Source organism: Citrobacter sp. RHBSTW-00859, assembly GCF_013729795.1.
Classification (GTDB): Bacteria; Pseudomonadota; Gammaproteobacteria; order Enterobacterales; family Enterobacteriaceae; genus Citrobacter; species Citrobacter braakii.
In genome coordinates, this window is sequence record NZ_CP056284.1 from 2,067,315 (window position 1) to 2,081,444 (window position 14,130).

At 50.6% G+C, this 14,130-nt stretch carries 16 protein-coding genes; 11 read left to right on the plus strand and 5 right to left on the minus strand.

The window, feature by feature from the left end; genetic code table 11:
* Window positions 1-168: 168 nt before the first annotated feature.
* The 4 genes from HV302_RS10275 (at window position 169) to HV302_RS10290 (ending at window position 2,798) form a co-directional block, all read left to right on the plus strand.
* Window positions 169-1,311, plus strand: a complete 1,143-nt coding sequence (locus HV302_RS10275) for a transglutaminase-like domain-containing protein (RefSeq protein WP_029139580.1) — start codon at window positions 169-171, stop codon at window positions 1,309-1,311.
* Window positions 1,289-1,645 carry a mercuric transporter MerT family protein gene (locus HV302_RS10280; protein ID WP_047416569.1) on the plus strand — a complete coding sequence of 119 codons (357 nt, stop codon included), beginning with the start codon at window positions 1,289-1,291 and terminating at the stop codon, window positions 1,643-1,645. Before HV302_RS10275 ends, HV302_RS10280 begins: the two co-directional genes overlap by 23 nt.
* Window positions 1,642-1,923 (plus strand): heavy-metal-associated domain-containing protein, encoded by a 282-nt coding sequence (locus tag HV302_RS10285; protein ID WP_016153460.1) that lies wholly within the window; start codon window positions 1,642-1,644, stop codon window positions 1,921-1,923. Before HV302_RS10280 ends, HV302_RS10285 begins: the two co-directional genes overlap by 4 nt.
* Window positions 1,924-2,132: 209 nt before the next feature.
* Entirely contained in the window at window positions 2,133-2,798 is a 666-nt protein-coding gene (locus HV302_RS10290; RefSeq protein ID WP_019077057.1) for a YecA/YgfB family protein, read from the plus strand.
* A 28-nt stretch (window positions 2,799-2,826) separates the two neighbouring features.
* Here HV302_RS10290 and tyrP read toward each other — a convergent pair whose 3' ends face one another.
* A complete protein-coding gene (tyrP, locus tag HV302_RS10295) occupies window positions 2,827-4,038 on the minus strand; it encodes a tyrosine transporter TyrP (RefSeq protein ID WP_016153458.1) in 1,212 nt (403 codons plus the stop codon).
* Between the two features lie 225 nt (window positions 4,039-4,263).
* Between tyrP and HV302_RS10300 the strand changes: the two genes are divergently transcribed.
* A complete protein-coding gene (locus HV302_RS10300) occupies window positions 4,264-4,503 on the plus strand; it encodes a YecH family metal-binding protein (protein WP_016153457.1) in 240 nt (79 codons plus the stop codon).
* A 45-nt stretch (window positions 4,504-4,548) separates the two neighbouring features.
* Here the strand turns inward: HV302_RS10300 and ftnA are convergent, their stop codons facing one another.
* Together ftnA and HV302_RS10310 are read right to left on the minus strand one after the other, a co-directional pair.
* Window positions 4,549-5,046 carry a non-heme ferritin gene (ftnA, locus tag HV302_RS10305; protein WP_016153456.1) on the minus strand — a complete coding sequence of 166 codons (498 nt, stop codon included), beginning with the start codon at window positions 5,044-5,046 and terminating at the stop codon, window positions 4,549-4,551.
* A 194-nt stretch (window positions 5,047-5,240) separates the two neighbouring features.
* Complete coding sequence (locus HV302_RS10310; RefSeq protein ID WP_016153455.1) at window positions 5,241-5,576, minus strand: YecR-like lipofamily protein; 336 nt, start codon at window positions 5,574-5,576, stop codon at window positions 5,241-5,243.
* 268 nt (window positions 5,577-5,844) lie between these two features.
* On the opposite strand from HV302_RS10310, the gene HV302_RS10315 reads away from it, so the two are divergent.
* A complete protein-coding gene (locus HV302_RS10315; protein WP_047416570.1) occupies window positions 5,845-6,483 on the plus strand; it encodes an RpiB/LacA/LacB family sugar-phosphate isomerase in 639 nt (212 codons plus the stop codon).
* 33 nt (window positions 6,484-6,516) lie between these two features.
* Here HV302_RS10315 and HV302_RS10320 read toward each other — a convergent pair whose 3' ends face one another.
* Entirely contained in the window at window positions 6,517-7,938 is a 1,422-nt protein-coding gene (locus HV302_RS10320; protein ID WP_181627298.1) for an MFS transporter, read from the minus strand.
* A 128-nt stretch (window positions 7,939-8,066) separates the two neighbouring features.
* Here HV302_RS10320 and HV302_RS10325 point away from each other — a divergent pair, with 128 nt between their 5' ends.
* On the plus strand, window positions 8,067-8,318 hold the full coding sequence (locus tag HV302_RS10325) for a DUF2766 family protein (RefSeq protein ID WP_016153452.1): 252 nt from the start codon (window positions 8,067-8,069) through the stop codon (window positions 8,316-8,318).
* Between the two features lie 138 nt (window positions 8,319-8,456).
* Here the strand turns inward: HV302_RS10325 and HV302_RS10330 are convergent, their stop codons facing one another.
* Window positions 8,457-8,960: a non-heme ferritin-like protein gene (locus HV302_RS10330; protein WP_016153451.1), complete on the minus strand. Its 504-nt coding sequence runs from the start codon at window positions 8,958-8,960 to the stop codon at window positions 8,457-8,459.
* 553 nt (window positions 8,961-9,513) lie between these two features.
* On the opposite strand from HV302_RS10330, the gene HV302_RS10335 reads away from it, so the two are divergent.
* The 4 genes from HV302_RS10335 to araH all read left to right on the plus strand — a co-directional run bounded on the left by HV302_RS10335 (window position 9,514) and on the right by araH (window position 14,007).
* Complete coding sequence (locus HV302_RS10335; protein WP_019077051.1) at window positions 9,514-10,071, plus strand: DJ-1/PfpI family protein; 558 nt, start codon at window positions 9,514-9,516, stop codon at window positions 10,069-10,071.
* A gap of 315 nt (window positions 10,072-10,386) precedes the next feature.
* Complete coding sequence (locus tag HV302_RS10340; protein ID WP_003034602.1) at window positions 10,387-11,376, plus strand: arabinose ABC transporter substrate-binding protein; 990 nt, start codon at window positions 10,387-10,389, stop codon at window positions 11,374-11,376.
* A 115-nt stretch (window positions 11,377-11,491) separates the two neighbouring features.
* The gene (gene araG, locus HV302_RS10345) at window positions 11,492-13,006 is read left to right on the plus strand and encodes an arabinose ABC transporter ATP-binding protein AraG (RefSeq protein ID WP_181627299.1); all 1,515 of its coding nucleotides are present in this window, start codon (window positions 11,492-11,494) and stop codon (window positions 13,004-13,006) included.
* Window positions 13,007-13,020: 14 nt separating this feature from the next.
* Window positions 13,021-14,007, plus strand: a complete 987-nt coding sequence (gene araH / locus HV302_RS10350; protein ID WP_016153448.1) for an L-arabinose ABC transporter permease AraH — start codon at window positions 13,021-13,023, stop codon at window positions 14,005-14,007.
* The last annotated feature ends 123 nt before the right edge of the window (window positions 14,008-14,130 follow it).

The following is a 14,130-nucleotide window of genomic DNA, read 5'->3' on the forward strand; positions in this document are numbered from 1 at the left end:
CTTAATAGCGACCTTGCAGTTTCTCACTTCATTCACAGTTAACAGGTCTGTTATTGATGAATAATCTCCATCGACTCGCCTTTTTATGCCAGCCTCTGTCTGCTGTGATGATCGCGTACGGTTTCCCCTTTAGCCGTAGCTCAACTCTTACAACCTGGACAGACAGCAATGCAACGTCGTCAGTTTCTCAAAAATAGCGTTCTCCTTTCCGCCGCCGGATTAGTCGGCCCTGCAGTCATTAGCCAGACGGTACGTGCCGCTGAGCCATCCGTTGCGCCAATAGCTCGTCGACGCTTTGTCTTATCTCAAACGTATAAACTTAATCCTCCTAAGGGATCGAGCGGCGTGGTGAAACTGTGGATCCCGCTACCGGTGGATACCGCGTTTCAACAAATGACGGCGCTTGCCTTTAGCGGAAACTATAAGCAGGCGTACGTCACCACCAATAATACCTATGGCGCGAAAACGCTGTTTGCCACCTGGGCTGACTCGCAGGGTGAATTGTTGGTTAACGTTGATATCGACATTGAAACCGCCGACTGGGAACCGCTGAAGCAGGACGCGCTGAAAAACTGGCAGGCACCTGAGCAGATTATTTATCCGCTGGATGTAAAACCGTATCTGTTGCCGACGGCACATACTCCAGTTGATGGATTGGTCCTGGAAACCGCGCGTAAAATCACCGGTAATGAGCAGGATCCGCTGAAAAAAGCGCGCCTGATTTACGAATGGGTCAGCAGCCATATGGAGCGTGACAACGACGTTATTGGCTGCGGCACGGGGGATGTGGCGGAGATATTAAAAAGCGGTAAGCTCAAAGGAAAATGCACCGACATGAGTTCCGTTTTTGTTGCTCTGGCGCGAGCCAGCGGTATTCCGGCGCGCGAACTGTTTGGCATCCGTCTGGGCAAGGCCAATAAGCTCGAACGTTACTCGAAAAGTGCTTTTGGCACAGCCGACAGTGCAGGCGTTGCCAATGTGAGCGGCGGTCAACACTGCCGTGCTGAGTTCTATCTGGCAGGTTACGGTTGGTTACCGTGCGATCCTGCTGACGTGACCAAAATGCGTCTGGCAGAGAAAAAAACGCATCAGGATGCCGATGTCCAGGCGGTTAACGCTTACCTGTTTGGTAACTGGGAAATGAACTGGGTTGGATTCAACTACGGACGTGATTTCGAGTTGTATCCGGCAACGGAGCAGGGGGCCATGAATAACTTTGGTTATCCTTACGCTGAAGTCGATGGTGACCCGATCAATTTTTATGATCCTAAAGCGTTCTCCTACAGCTATGTCGCCACAGAACAACGCTAAAGGTGCGGGGATTACCCTGTTGACGGCTGCTGCGGCCGCCGTCACCGCTGGCTTATGCTGTGTTGGACCGCTACTTTACCTGCTGTTTGGTATTTCGGCGGCGAGCTTCGCCGTTTTCACCCGGTTTGAGTTTTTGCGAACTCCTCTGGTACTGCTGTCCCTGGGATTATTACTGCGTGTCTTCTGGCGGCTCTATTTTTCCAAACGGTTGTGGTGCTCCGGGTGGTTAACTCTGAAGCAAGCGCGCGTTCTCTACTGGTGCGCGCTGGCATTGATTTTGCCGGTGCTATTTTACCCAACGCTTGTTGCCTGGTTTTATGAGGTATTTGAATGAAGATCTTCGCGTTAGTTGCATGCTTGCTGTTGCCGCTGTGGGCTCAGGCGGCCAATCAAAAAGTGGTGCTGGATATACAAAATATGACCTGCTCGTTATGCGTTATTTCGGTCAATCAGGCGCTACGTGAAACTGACGGCGTGATTAAAGCAAAATCCTCTCTCAAAACCCGGCAGGCAGAAGCCATCGTGCCAGAAGGTTTCCCAACCGATACTCTACTTAACGCAGTAGCGAAAACGGGCTATACCGCAACGCTCAACCGTATTGAACAACAGTAAACCACCTGCGGGTGGTTTTATTGTGTTTTCCCGGTATGATGCCCGGCGGCTTAGTGTTCTCTTTTGTGCGTTAACTACCGGAATTCCCCTCTTTTCCTGTTAACCTGAACAGGCGGCTGCTGTAAGCCGCATATGCCCATTTATATCTGTTATCCCTCCAGCCATGTAGGATGATCACAGGCAAGATTTTTTGACTAAGGAAAAGCGTTATGAAAACGGGACCATTAAACGAGAGCGAACTGGAATGGCTGGATGATGTACTGACTAAGTACAATACGGATAAGGCTATTCTGGATGTGTCAGAACTGGATGGTTTACTGACGGCGGTACTGAGTTCACCGTATGAAATTGAACCGGAGCAGTGGCTGGTCGCTATTTGGGGCGGCGCGCAGTATGTTCCTCGCTGGTCCTCCGAAAAAGAAATGACGCGTTTCATGAACCTGGCGTTTCAACATATGGCGGATACGGCCGATCGCCTGGATGAATATCCTGAGCAGTTTGAGCCGCTGTTTGGTTTGCGTGAAATTGACGAGCATGAACTGACCATCGTTGAAGAGTGGTGTTTTGGTTATATGCGCGGCGTCGCGCTGTCGGACTGGTCCGCGTTACCAGACTCGTTAAAACCAGCGCTCGAGGCTATTGCGCTGCACGGTACGGAAGAAAACTTTGCGGTCGTTGAGAAAATGACGCCAGAAGCGTTCGAAGAGAGCGTGGATGCCATCCGCCTGGCGGCGCTGGATCTGCATGCTTACTGGATGGCGCATCCTCAGGAAACGCCCGTTAAAGTACCGGTCAAAGTGGATGCCAAGGTAGGGCGCAATGACCCTTGTCCGTGCGGTAGCGGCAAAAAATATAAGCAGTGCTGTTTGCATTAAGAAAAAGGGGCGTTAAGCCCCTTTTGTTTTAACCCACTTCCGGTAGTAATCCTGCTGCAATAGAAAACTGTACGGCTATCACCACAATGCCGCACAAAAATACCAGCGCCAGCGCCGGAGCACCCCCTGCCACGCGGTAGTTAGCCTGTGGATTCTGTTTTCTGCTCTGCCATGCCAGCATCGAGGGAATGAGCAGCGCCAGCACCGCCAGGGCAACGCCCGCATACCCCAGGGCCATGACGAAACCACGCGGATAGAACAGCGCGAATGCCAGCGGCGGCAGGAAGGTCACCACGCCGGTTTGCATTCTTCCTGCTACGGTATTGCGGCGCTGGAAGAGGTCGGCCAGGTAGTCAAATAATCCCAATGCGACGCCGAGGAAAGAGGTTGCCAGCGCAAGGTCGGCAAACAGATGCACCGCCAGTTCGACGTGCGGCGAAGCCACGACTTCACGTAATGCTTGTAATAAACCGTTTAAACCAGCGTGGTTGGCTAACAGCCCCATGAACGTTGAGGAGTTAATACTGCCAAGCGTGGCCAGTTGCCAGAAGATATAGGCGACTAGCGGAATGGCGCTACCGGTGATAAACACCCAACGCAGTTTACGGATGTTACCGTTCATATAGCTGACGATACTGGGGACGCTGCCGTGAAAACCGAACGAAGTGAAGATAACCGGGATTGCAGACAGTGCCAGCCCCTGCTGAAGCGGTAACGTAAGCAGGTTTACTTTATGGATATGCGGCATTAACAGGGCCAGCATCACCACCAGGAAGATTATCTTGGCACTGAACAACAGACGGTTGAACAGATCGACCAAAGATGTGCCAACGCAAACCACGCCACCGGCAACAAAGGTGAACAGCAGTACGCCTGTTGTCGGGGAGAGCGTTGTCCCGGTCCAGTCGCTGATGCTGGAAGCCAGCAACTCACCAGCGCCACTGATATACGCCGCCGTCAGCGCGTACATTAAAAACATCATGCTAAAGCCCGTTACCCATTGTCCGTAACGACCAAGATAACGTTTTGCCAGCGTACCCAACCCGGTGTCTGCCGGTACGTGTTGATACACTTCAAGCAGCAACAGCGCGGTGTAGCACATTAGCGCCCAAAGACTCACTAACAATACCAGCGTGACGCTAAACCCCACGCCTGCCGCGGCCAGCGGCATTGCCAACATACCGGCACCAATCGTGGTTCCCGCCACGATAAAAATACTACCCAGGGTTCTGTTTTTCACGCTTTCCTCTGTCCCAGAGATAATCAACGGTTATATCTGCGGCGCAGGTTAAGGCAAAACGCTATTTTCGTCAAATCACCGTTACAATGAATGTACATTAATCTTTACGATGTTTGGCGCGTTAAGATGTATCACAAATGATATTTATCTGCGGGTAAACCTGCGTTAGCGCAAAGCAAGGCCGTGCCGTTCACATTAGGCTACGGACTTTATTGAGGAGGTAGTATGGAATCTATTCACGGTCACGAAGTGCTCAACATGATGATTGAATCTGGCGAGCAGTATTCAAATGCCAGCCTTGAAGCGGCGATAACGGCACGGTTTGGCGAGCAGGCTCGTTTTCACACCTGTTCTGCGGCGGATATGTCGGCAGCTGAGCTGGTGGCGTTTTTAGCGGCGAAGGGAAAGTTTATTGCAAAAGAAGACGGCTTCTCTACGCACGAAAGCAAGATCTGCCGTCACTGATTTTAGCGGGTAATGATGGCGGGTTGCCTTCATTACCCCACAACATTAATTCTGTGTATCAAGCGTAGCCAGTTCTTTATCGATGAAATAAAGACCTTCGCCACTTTTCCCTGCCAGCGATAACTTATCAATGACAGATTTAAATAATTTTTCTTCTTCATGCTGCTCGGCAACATACCATTGCAGGAAATTAAACGTCGGATAATCCTGGTGGGTCATTGCCGCGTGTGCCAGCTCATTAATTTTCTGGGTGATCAACTGCTCGTGTTCGTAAGTAACACGGAACAGTTCGTCCAGAGACGCATATTCAGCAAAGGGGGAAGGAACGGTGTTAATACACGGCAAGCTGCCGGTATCGGTCAGGTAGTCAAACAGACGCTGCATATGCGTCATCTCTTCCTGGGCGTGACGGCGCAGGAACGCGGCGGCACCTTCAAAGCTGTGATAGCTGCACCACGCGCTCATCTGTTGGTAGAGCAGAGATGAATATAATTCAAGGTTCATTTGCTCATTCAGTTGGTCGATCATTTCTGTTTTCAGCATGGTTGTGCTCCACAAACGTTATTATATATTAGCGTGGCGTCACTATAATTTGTTATTTAATTATTTGCAAAAGGTAAAATAATAAATTTATTTATTAAAAATGCGAATGGGAATAAAACGCATTAACGCTATTAAGCGGAGAATATAAATAATGAAAAGGCAGAAGACCAGCAATAATGTGCTGGTCGAAAATATTAATAATTGAAGGCAGGCGATTGGGATACCGCAACGCCGTGACACTGCCAGGCGAGCGTGATTTTGGTATTTAAACACAGAGAACCGGCATATACGCTACAGGTTGATACCGGCTGACCAAACGCCATTGCGTTGGCATAACCCAGGCGCTGACACTCTTTGGTGGCTGTGCCTTGGGTCACGTAATCATCGGTACGCGCCGTTTGTAGCATGGCCTGGTTGTAGGTCAGGCGAACGACGCCGGTGATGGCACTGGCTTCGCTGACCTGCGCCTGTTTAGTAATAGTGCATCCTGTCAGCACGAGCGGCAAAAGGGCAAGGATAAAGGTCTTCATGTGATCGCTCTGAAAGTTCGGAGATAGGCTATCATGGCATATGTGGTGGCGCATCAATGGCTTGAATAGCCCGAAGATCACCTGCGATTAATCGCAACGACGTCATTTTATTGAGGCTATTCTGAGCTGTCTCAGGAAAAATGTGAGCACCTCATTATTTTATAAAACAAAATTTCATTAAATTTGAAATTGAGTTTGCAAAATAGTAATGTGGCCTGAATGTTATGACTTTCAGCGGGCCTCCGCAGCGCATTCAGGAGATTACAGAATGAAAATTGCATTGATGATGGAAAACAGCCAGGCAAGCAAAAATGCCATCATTCATAACGAGCTTAAAGCCGTTGCGGATGAGAAAGGTTTTCCAGTGTATAACGTTGGGATGAGCGACGAAAATGACCATCATCTGACCTACATCCATTTAGGGATTATGGCCAGCATCCTGCTCAATTCCAAAGCCGTGGATTTTGTGGTTACGGGTTGCGGTACGGGTCAGGGGGCAATGATGTCACTGAATATTCATCCGGGCGTGGTGTGCGGTTACTGTCTCGATCCGGCAGACGCATTCTTGTTCTCTCAGATCAACAACGGGAATGCGCTTTCTCTGGCATTCGCCAAAGGTTTTGGCTGGGGTGCTGAGCTGAATGTGCGCTATATGTTTGAAAAAGCATTCACTGGTCGTAACGGCGAAGGGTATCCACCAGAGCGTAAAGAACCGCAGGTGCGTAACGCGGGTATTCTGAACCAGGTGAAAGCAGCGGTGGTAAAAGAAAACTATCTGGACACTCTGCGCGCTATCGATCCTGAACTGGTAAAAACCGCCGTATCTGGTCCGCGCTTCCAGCAGTGCTTCTTTGAAAACTGCCAGGACAAAGCAATCGAATCGTTTGTTCGCGAGATAGTTGGCTAAATCCTGTTGGCCCGGCGGTGTTCGCCTGCCGGGCTATTTGCTCTTGTTAGAAACCGCGCTTCCAGCATCATGGGCAAGCCGCAGCGTATCAACCATACCTACCAGACAAATAATCGCAATAGCGACAAAGGCCAGCCGGAAACTGATACCCGGAATATTGCCTAACGCCAGCCATTCACTCACCTCATCGCCGATACGAATTCCGATAGCGGCCAATGAAATGCCCAAGCCTACCGCTAATTGTGTTGCCGTACTGAACAGCGTATTGGCGTAGCTCATTTGTGGTCCGGGGACGTCCGCAAAGGCAAGCGTGCTGATACCGGTAAACTGAATTGAGCGGAACACGCCGCCCAGATACAACACCAACAAAATAACCCACACCGGGGTCTGCGGCGTAATTAATGCACAGGCCAACAGCGCCAGGACGTTTAACGCACCGTTGATTAACAGCAGTTTCTTAAAGCCCAGCCAGCGTATCAACGGCGTGGTGGCAGGTTTTATCGTCAGATTGCCCACAAACACCGCCAGAACCAGCGAACCCGCGTGAAAAGCGTTCATGCCAAAACCGACCTGGAACATTAACGGCAGCAGAAATGGTACAGCGCTAATAGAGGCACGAAATAGTGACCCGCCGTACAGGGTGACGCGAAAAGTAGGGACGCTCATGGCATCAAGACGAATCATCGGCCAGGTAGTGTGACGAAAATGATGCAGGGCAAACAGAAAGGTCACGGTTCCTAGCGCCAGCAGCCCGGCGGTTAGCCAGCCCTGCGGCTGCTGGGTTCCCAGTAACTCCATGGCATACACCAGGCTAACCATCGCAACTGAGGTCGCGATAAAACCCGCTATATCAAATGGACGGTGCTCGTCGTCATGAATATCCGGGATGAAACGTAGCGCCAGCGCGATCGCCAAAATTCCCAGCGGTACGTTAATAAAGAAGATCCAACGCCAGTTAGCATAGCTGGTAATGAATCCTCCAAGCGGTGGTCCGATGATAGGCGCGACTAACGCGGGCCAGGTCAGGGTCGCTATGGCGGTGATCAACTGATGTTTAGGCGTGGTGCGCAGTACCGCGAGACGGCCAACAGGAACCATTAGCGCGCCACCCACACCCTGTAAAATTCGCATTGCTACAAAGCTCTCAAGGCTTTCGGACAAACCGCATAAAACCGAAGCGAGAGTAAAAATCGCCAGCGCCAGGGTAAACACTTTTCGGGCGCCGAAGCGATCCGCAATCCAGCCGCTGGCGGGGATAAGCACCGCGAGGGTGATCAAGTAGGCGCTGATACCAATGTTCAGGTCTACCGCCTGTACGCCAAAGCTTTTGGCCATGTCGGGTAGGGCTGTGGCAATCACCGTGCCGTCAATAAATTCCATAAAGAAAGCCCCGGCAACAAGTAATGCTGCCGGGGAAAGACCGCGTTGGTTCTCAACCGCTAACTGTTCACTCATGTTGTGCTTGCCATCTCAAAAGAAACTGACTGGACCTTTTTTATTTTCAGCGCATTTGTAATGTGTGCGCGGCTATCGTTTCGATCGCTGAATAGGTACTATGACGACCTTTCTATAAGGAGCTCACTATGTCCCAAACATTGAATGCCGATCAGGAACTGCTCTCGGACGTTGTTGCCTGTCAGCTGGTTATCAAGCAAATTCTGGATGTTCTTGATGTTATTGCCCCGGTAGAAGTTCGGGAAAAAATGTCCAGCCAACTGAAAAACATCGATTTTTCCAGCCATCCTGCAGGGGCCGATCCGGTCACTATGCGCGCAATACAAAAAGCGGTTGCCTTGATCGAGTTGAAATTCACGCCGCAGAATGAATCCCACTAAAATAAACCGTTGTTTCAGGTTTTAGAAAGGTTTTTTTGCGCCTCGCAGAATGGGAGGCGCGTGCCAGGGAAAATCAGAGGTTGACCGGATAAGGTGCGCAGCATCGCTATCCGGCATTAACGCGATGAAAACTGAAGATTAGTGATGCTGGTAGTTAACGACGTTGAGCAAGTGCTTATCGGTTTGCGCCATGCACAACCCCGCGCGTTTGGCGCTGCGGACTTCATCAAGAATCGTCTGTAACAGCACGCCATCCTGCTGCTGCTCTTTTTCCAGATCGTGAAGAAAATCAATGGTTGGCGCATCGTTTAATGCTTCAGCTTCATTGGTTAAACGCGAGAGCTTACTCGAACGCTGCTGATATTCATCCAACGTTTTCTGAAACAATTCTTCAAGGGAACTCAGTTCATCACCCGGCACATCCATGGCCTTGACGATGGGATTAGCCCCGGCACTTTTCATAAAATTGAACATACGCATCATTTGAGTCACGTTACCTTGCGCCTGCGTGCGTAGAAACGTGGCTGTACCTGTCAGGCTATGCTCGTAGCACCATTCGCTGAGATGCAGGTAAAGATTCGAGGCGTAGAACTCGAGGTTCATTTGTGTATTGAGTTTATGAACAATTCCAACTGCAGCCATATCAATATCCTTATTTCCAGAAAGGGGGATGTACGTTACTCACGCCAGTACAGCGGGCTGCCGCTGCACTTCACCTCTACGTACAATTAAAACTGTTAGCAGAATAAATCCGTTCCGCCGGTCCTTTAGTGATCACGAATTATATTCGCTCCGATCGAGATTCAGCATAACGCTTGCTCTGGTATAAGAAAATCCTTAAATCTGCGTATTTATGTTTTTTTACATATTGTCATAACAGTATTCATGCTTCTGCTTTTTTGGCATATAGATGACATGAATGTAAGGGGTTGAAATTTATGTCATTAAATGATTTTCACGATAATGAAATGGTGTTTCATATCACAAAATTAAATTCCACAATAAGGTATTGTCTGGCATCTGATGATTATCTGCCCAAGTTGAAAGGCAATTTCACGATCGGGATGGATTAGTACAAATTATCTGATGGCTAATTTTTTGCGCCAGATCAGTTTTAATCAAATTGAGAAATTTAACAGTCTGCACTGGTCGTCATTAATTGTTTCGTTTATGTGGATTAAGCAAGGAGTTACATATGAAGAAGGTTGCGGTGCTGCTGGCACCCGGTTTTGAAGAGGCGGAGGCGATTGTTACCCTGGATATTCTGCGTCGCCTGAATATCGAAGTCGAAACCCTGGCCTGCGCAGAGTCACGTGCGGTGGTGAGTTATCATGACGTACCGATGGTGATGGATAGCACGTTGGCCGCGCGCCAGACGTATCTCTACGATGCCGTCGTATTGCCAGGCGGGCCGCAGGGCAGCGTTAATCTTGCCGCCAGTGAGGCGGTCATCCAGTTTGTATCTCGTCATGATCAGGCAGGAAAGCTCATTTGCCCGGTATGTTCTGCGGCCGCGCGCGTGTTGGGCGGCAACGGTCTGCTGAAGGGGCGTCGCTATGTTTGCTCAGGAGATCTGTGGCAAAACGTCACGGACGGGGAATATATCGATGCGCCGGTTGTTGAAGATGGCAATCTGATCAGCGGCAAAGGGTTAGGGCATATTTTCGATTTTGCGTTGACGCTTGCGGCGCGCCTGCTGGGAGATGACATTCCGGTTCGCGATCACGCTGACCACATTTATTACCGATGGTAATCATGTTCCCGAATGCTTCGGTATTCGGGAACAAGGATTCGTTGGCTGATGTTATGGATTAATCTGCTATCCCTCTTTTTTCCCGTCGACAAAACCGCGTTTTTTTATGTCATTTCCCGCTGAATTTATGTACGCAATTACTGTAATTCTGTGGTGTGATGCCGCTCTCTTATGGAGAATCAATTTCCCGCTAAAACTACTCTCAGCACTGGCATTGATCTTATCACTAAAAGGTAATGCCTTGTTTTACGTCCGAATTACAAAAAATCGTCTGATTTTACCCTACATAAAAGAACGTTAAAGCTGGAGTTAACCATGCACAAATTCACTAAAGCGCTGGCTGCCATCGGTCTGGCTGCCATTATGTCACAATCCGCTATCGCTGAATCCATGAAGCTCGGTTTCCTGGTCAAACAACCGGAAGAACCGTGGTTCCAGACTGAATGGAAATTTGCCGATAAAGCCGGTAAAGACCTTGGCTTTGAGGTGATTAAAATTGCCGTCCCGGATGGTGAGAAGACCCTTAACGCCATCGACAGCCTGGCTGCAAGTGGCGCAAAAGGTTTTGTGATTTGTACGCCGGACCCCAAACTCGGGCCTGCCATTATGGCCAAGGCGCGTGGCTACGATATGAAAGTCATTGCCGTCGACGACCAGTTTGCTAACGCCAAAGGTAAGCCGATGGATACCGTGCCGCTGGTGATGATGGCTGCAACCAAAATTGGTGAGCGCCAGGGCCAGGAGCTGTATAAGGAGATGCAAAAGCGCGGTTGGGATGTGAAATCCACAGCCGTAATGGCCATTACCGCGAATGAACTCGATACCGCGCGTCGCCGTACATCGGGTTCAATGGAAGCGCTTAAAGCCGCAGGCTTCCCGGAAAAACAGATCTACCAGGTCCCCACTAAATCGAATGACATCCCCGGGGCATTCGATGCCGCTAACTCCATGCTGGTTCAGCACCCTGAAGTCAAACACTGGCTGATTGTTGGCATGAACGACAACACCGTGCTGGGCGGCGTACGTGCGACCGAAGGGCAGGGCTTCAAAGCGCCGAATGTGATTGGTATCGGCATCAACGGCGTTGATGCCGTGAGCGAACTTTCCAAAGGCGAAGCGACCGGGTTCTACGGTTCACTCCTGCCAAGCCCGGACGTTCACGGCTACAAATCAAGTGAGATGCTCTACAACTGGGTAACGAAAGGTGCAGAGCCACCAGCGTTTACTGAAGTGACGGATGTGGTGCTGATTACCCGCGATAACTTTAAAGAAGAACTGGCGAAGAAAGGCTTAGGCGGTAAATAACACAAATGCCGGATGCGACGCCAACGCGTCTTATCCGGCCTACGAATTGCGTACTCAGTAGGCCGGATAAGGCAAAGCCGCTATCCGGCATAAAGATCTGACTCACGGAGACGTTATGCAACAGTCTACCCCGTATCTCTCATTTCGCGGCATTGGCAAAACGTTCCCCGGCGTTAAAGCGCTCACGGATATCAGTTTCGACTGCTATGCCGGTCAGGTGCATGCGCTGATGGGCGAAAATGGCGCCGGGAAATCAACACTATTAAAAATTCTCAGCGGCAACTATGCGCCAACGACGGGATCTTTGGCGATCCGTGGACAAGAGGTTTCGTTTACGGACACCAATGCCGCGCTGAACGCCGGTGTTGCCATTATTTACCAGGAGCTGCATCTCGTCCCGGAAATGACCGTTGCCGAGAATATTTATTTAGGGCAGATGCCGCACAAAGGCGGGATTGTGAACCGCTCGCTGCTGAACTATGAAGCGGGGCTTCAGCTTAAGCATCTGGGCATGGATATCGATCCCGATACGCCGTTGAAATACCTCTCCATTGGGCAATGGCAGATGGTGGAGATTGCGAAAGCGCTGGCGCGCAACGCCAAAATTATCGCGTTTGATGAACCCACCAGCTCCCTTTCAGCGCGCGAGATTGAGAATCTGTTTCGCGTCATCCGTGAGCTACGCAACGAAGGGCGCATCATCCTGTACGTTTCGCACCGTATGGAGGAGATCTTTGCCCTTAGCGATGCCATCACCGTGTTTAAAGATGGTCATTACGTCAAAACGTTCACGGATATGCAGCAGGTCGATCACGACGCGCTGGTGCAGGCGATGGTCGGGCGCGACCTCGGTGATATTTATGGCTGGAAATCCAGACCTTATGGTGCAGAGCGCCTGCGTTTGCATGAAGTCAAAGCCCCAGGCGTGCGTACCCCGATCAGTTTATCAGTGCGCAGTGGTGAAATTGTCGGATTGTTTGGACTGGTGGGCGCCGGACGTAGCGAATTAATGAAAGGTCTGTTTGGCGGCACGCGTATCACGGCAGGCCAGGTGTTTATTGATGAACAGCCTATTGATATCCGTAAACCGAGCCACGCCATTGAAGCGGGGATGATGCTGTGCCCGGAAGATCGCAAGGCTGAAGGGATCATTCCGGTCCATTCGGTGCGTAACAACATCAACATCAGTGCCCGTCGTAAACATGTTCTGGGCGGATGCGTGATCAACAACGGCTGGGAAGAGACCAATGCCGATCACCATATTCGCTCACTCAATATTAAAACGCCGGGCGCGGAGCAACTGATTATGAACCTCTCCGGCGGTAATCAACAGAAGGCTATTCTCGGCCGTTGGTTATCGGAAGAGATGAAAGTGATTTTGCTGGACGAACCTACACGCGGTATTGATGTGGGCGCCAAGCATGAAATTTATAACGTGATTTATGCCCTCGCGGCGCGCGGCGTGGCCGTGCTGTTTGCTTCCAGCGATCTGCCAGAAGTGCTCGGTGTCGCCGACCGTATTGTGGTGATGAGAGAAGGCGAAATTGCCGGTGAGTTACTTCATGAACAGGCGGATGAGCGCCAGGCGTTAAGCCTTGCTATGCCAAAAGTTAGCCAGGCTGTAGCCTGAATAAGGAGAGAATGATGTCTTCCGTTTCAACATCGGGTTCAGGTGCTGCAAAGTCGGCGCTAAATCTTGGTCGCATTTGGGATCAATACGGGATGCTGGTCGTGTTCGCCGCGCTGTTCCTGGTTTGTTCCCTCTTTGTGCCTAACTTTGCCACTTTCATCAACATGAAGGGGCTGGGGCTGGCGGTATCGATGTCGGGTATGGTCGCGTGTGGGATGCTGTTTTGCCTGGCATCCGGTGACTTCGACCTGTCCGTTGCCTCCGTGATTGCCTGCGCCGGGGTTACTACAGCCGTGGTCATTAATATGACCGAAAGCCTGTGGATTGGCGTGGCTGCCGGGCTACTGCTCGGTATTCTATGTGGTCTGGTGAATGGGTTCGTGATTGCGCGGCTGAAAATTAACGCCCTGATCACGACCCTTGCGACGATGCAGATTGTGCGTGGTCTGGCCTACATTATTTCCGACGGTAAGGCGGTAGGGATTGAAGACGAGCGCTTCTTCACTCTCGGCTACGCCAACTGGTTTGGTCTGCCGGCACCTATCTGGATCACGGTCGTCTGTTTCATCGTTTTTGGCTTACTGCTCAATAAAACCACGTTTGGTCGTAACACGCTGGCCATTGGGGGGAATGAAGAGGCGGCACGTCTGGCTGGGGTTCCGGTCGTTCGTACCAAAATTATTATCTTTATTCTGTCCGGGCTGGTATCCGCCATCGCCGGGATTATCCTCGCATCACGTATGACCAGCGGCCAGCCAATGACCTCAATCGGCTATGAGCTGATCGTGATTTCCGCGTGCGTGTTAGGGGGCGTTTCGCTTAAAGGCGGCATCGGAAAAATCTCATATGTGGTAGCCGGGGTGTTGATTCTGGGAACGGTTGAGAATGCAATGAACCTGCTGAACATCTCTCCGTTCGCACAGTATGTCGTACGTGGTCTGATCCTGCTGGCGGCGGTGATCTTCGACCGTTACAAGCAAAAAGCGAAGCGTACTGTTTGATGATTTTAACCCCAACTTTTTAGTCTAGCTTTAGCTCATCGCCAGCCGCTACCCGGCTGGCGATTGTTTTTCCAAATGGCGAGCATGGTCACACTGTCTATACTTATATCCGTCATACATCAT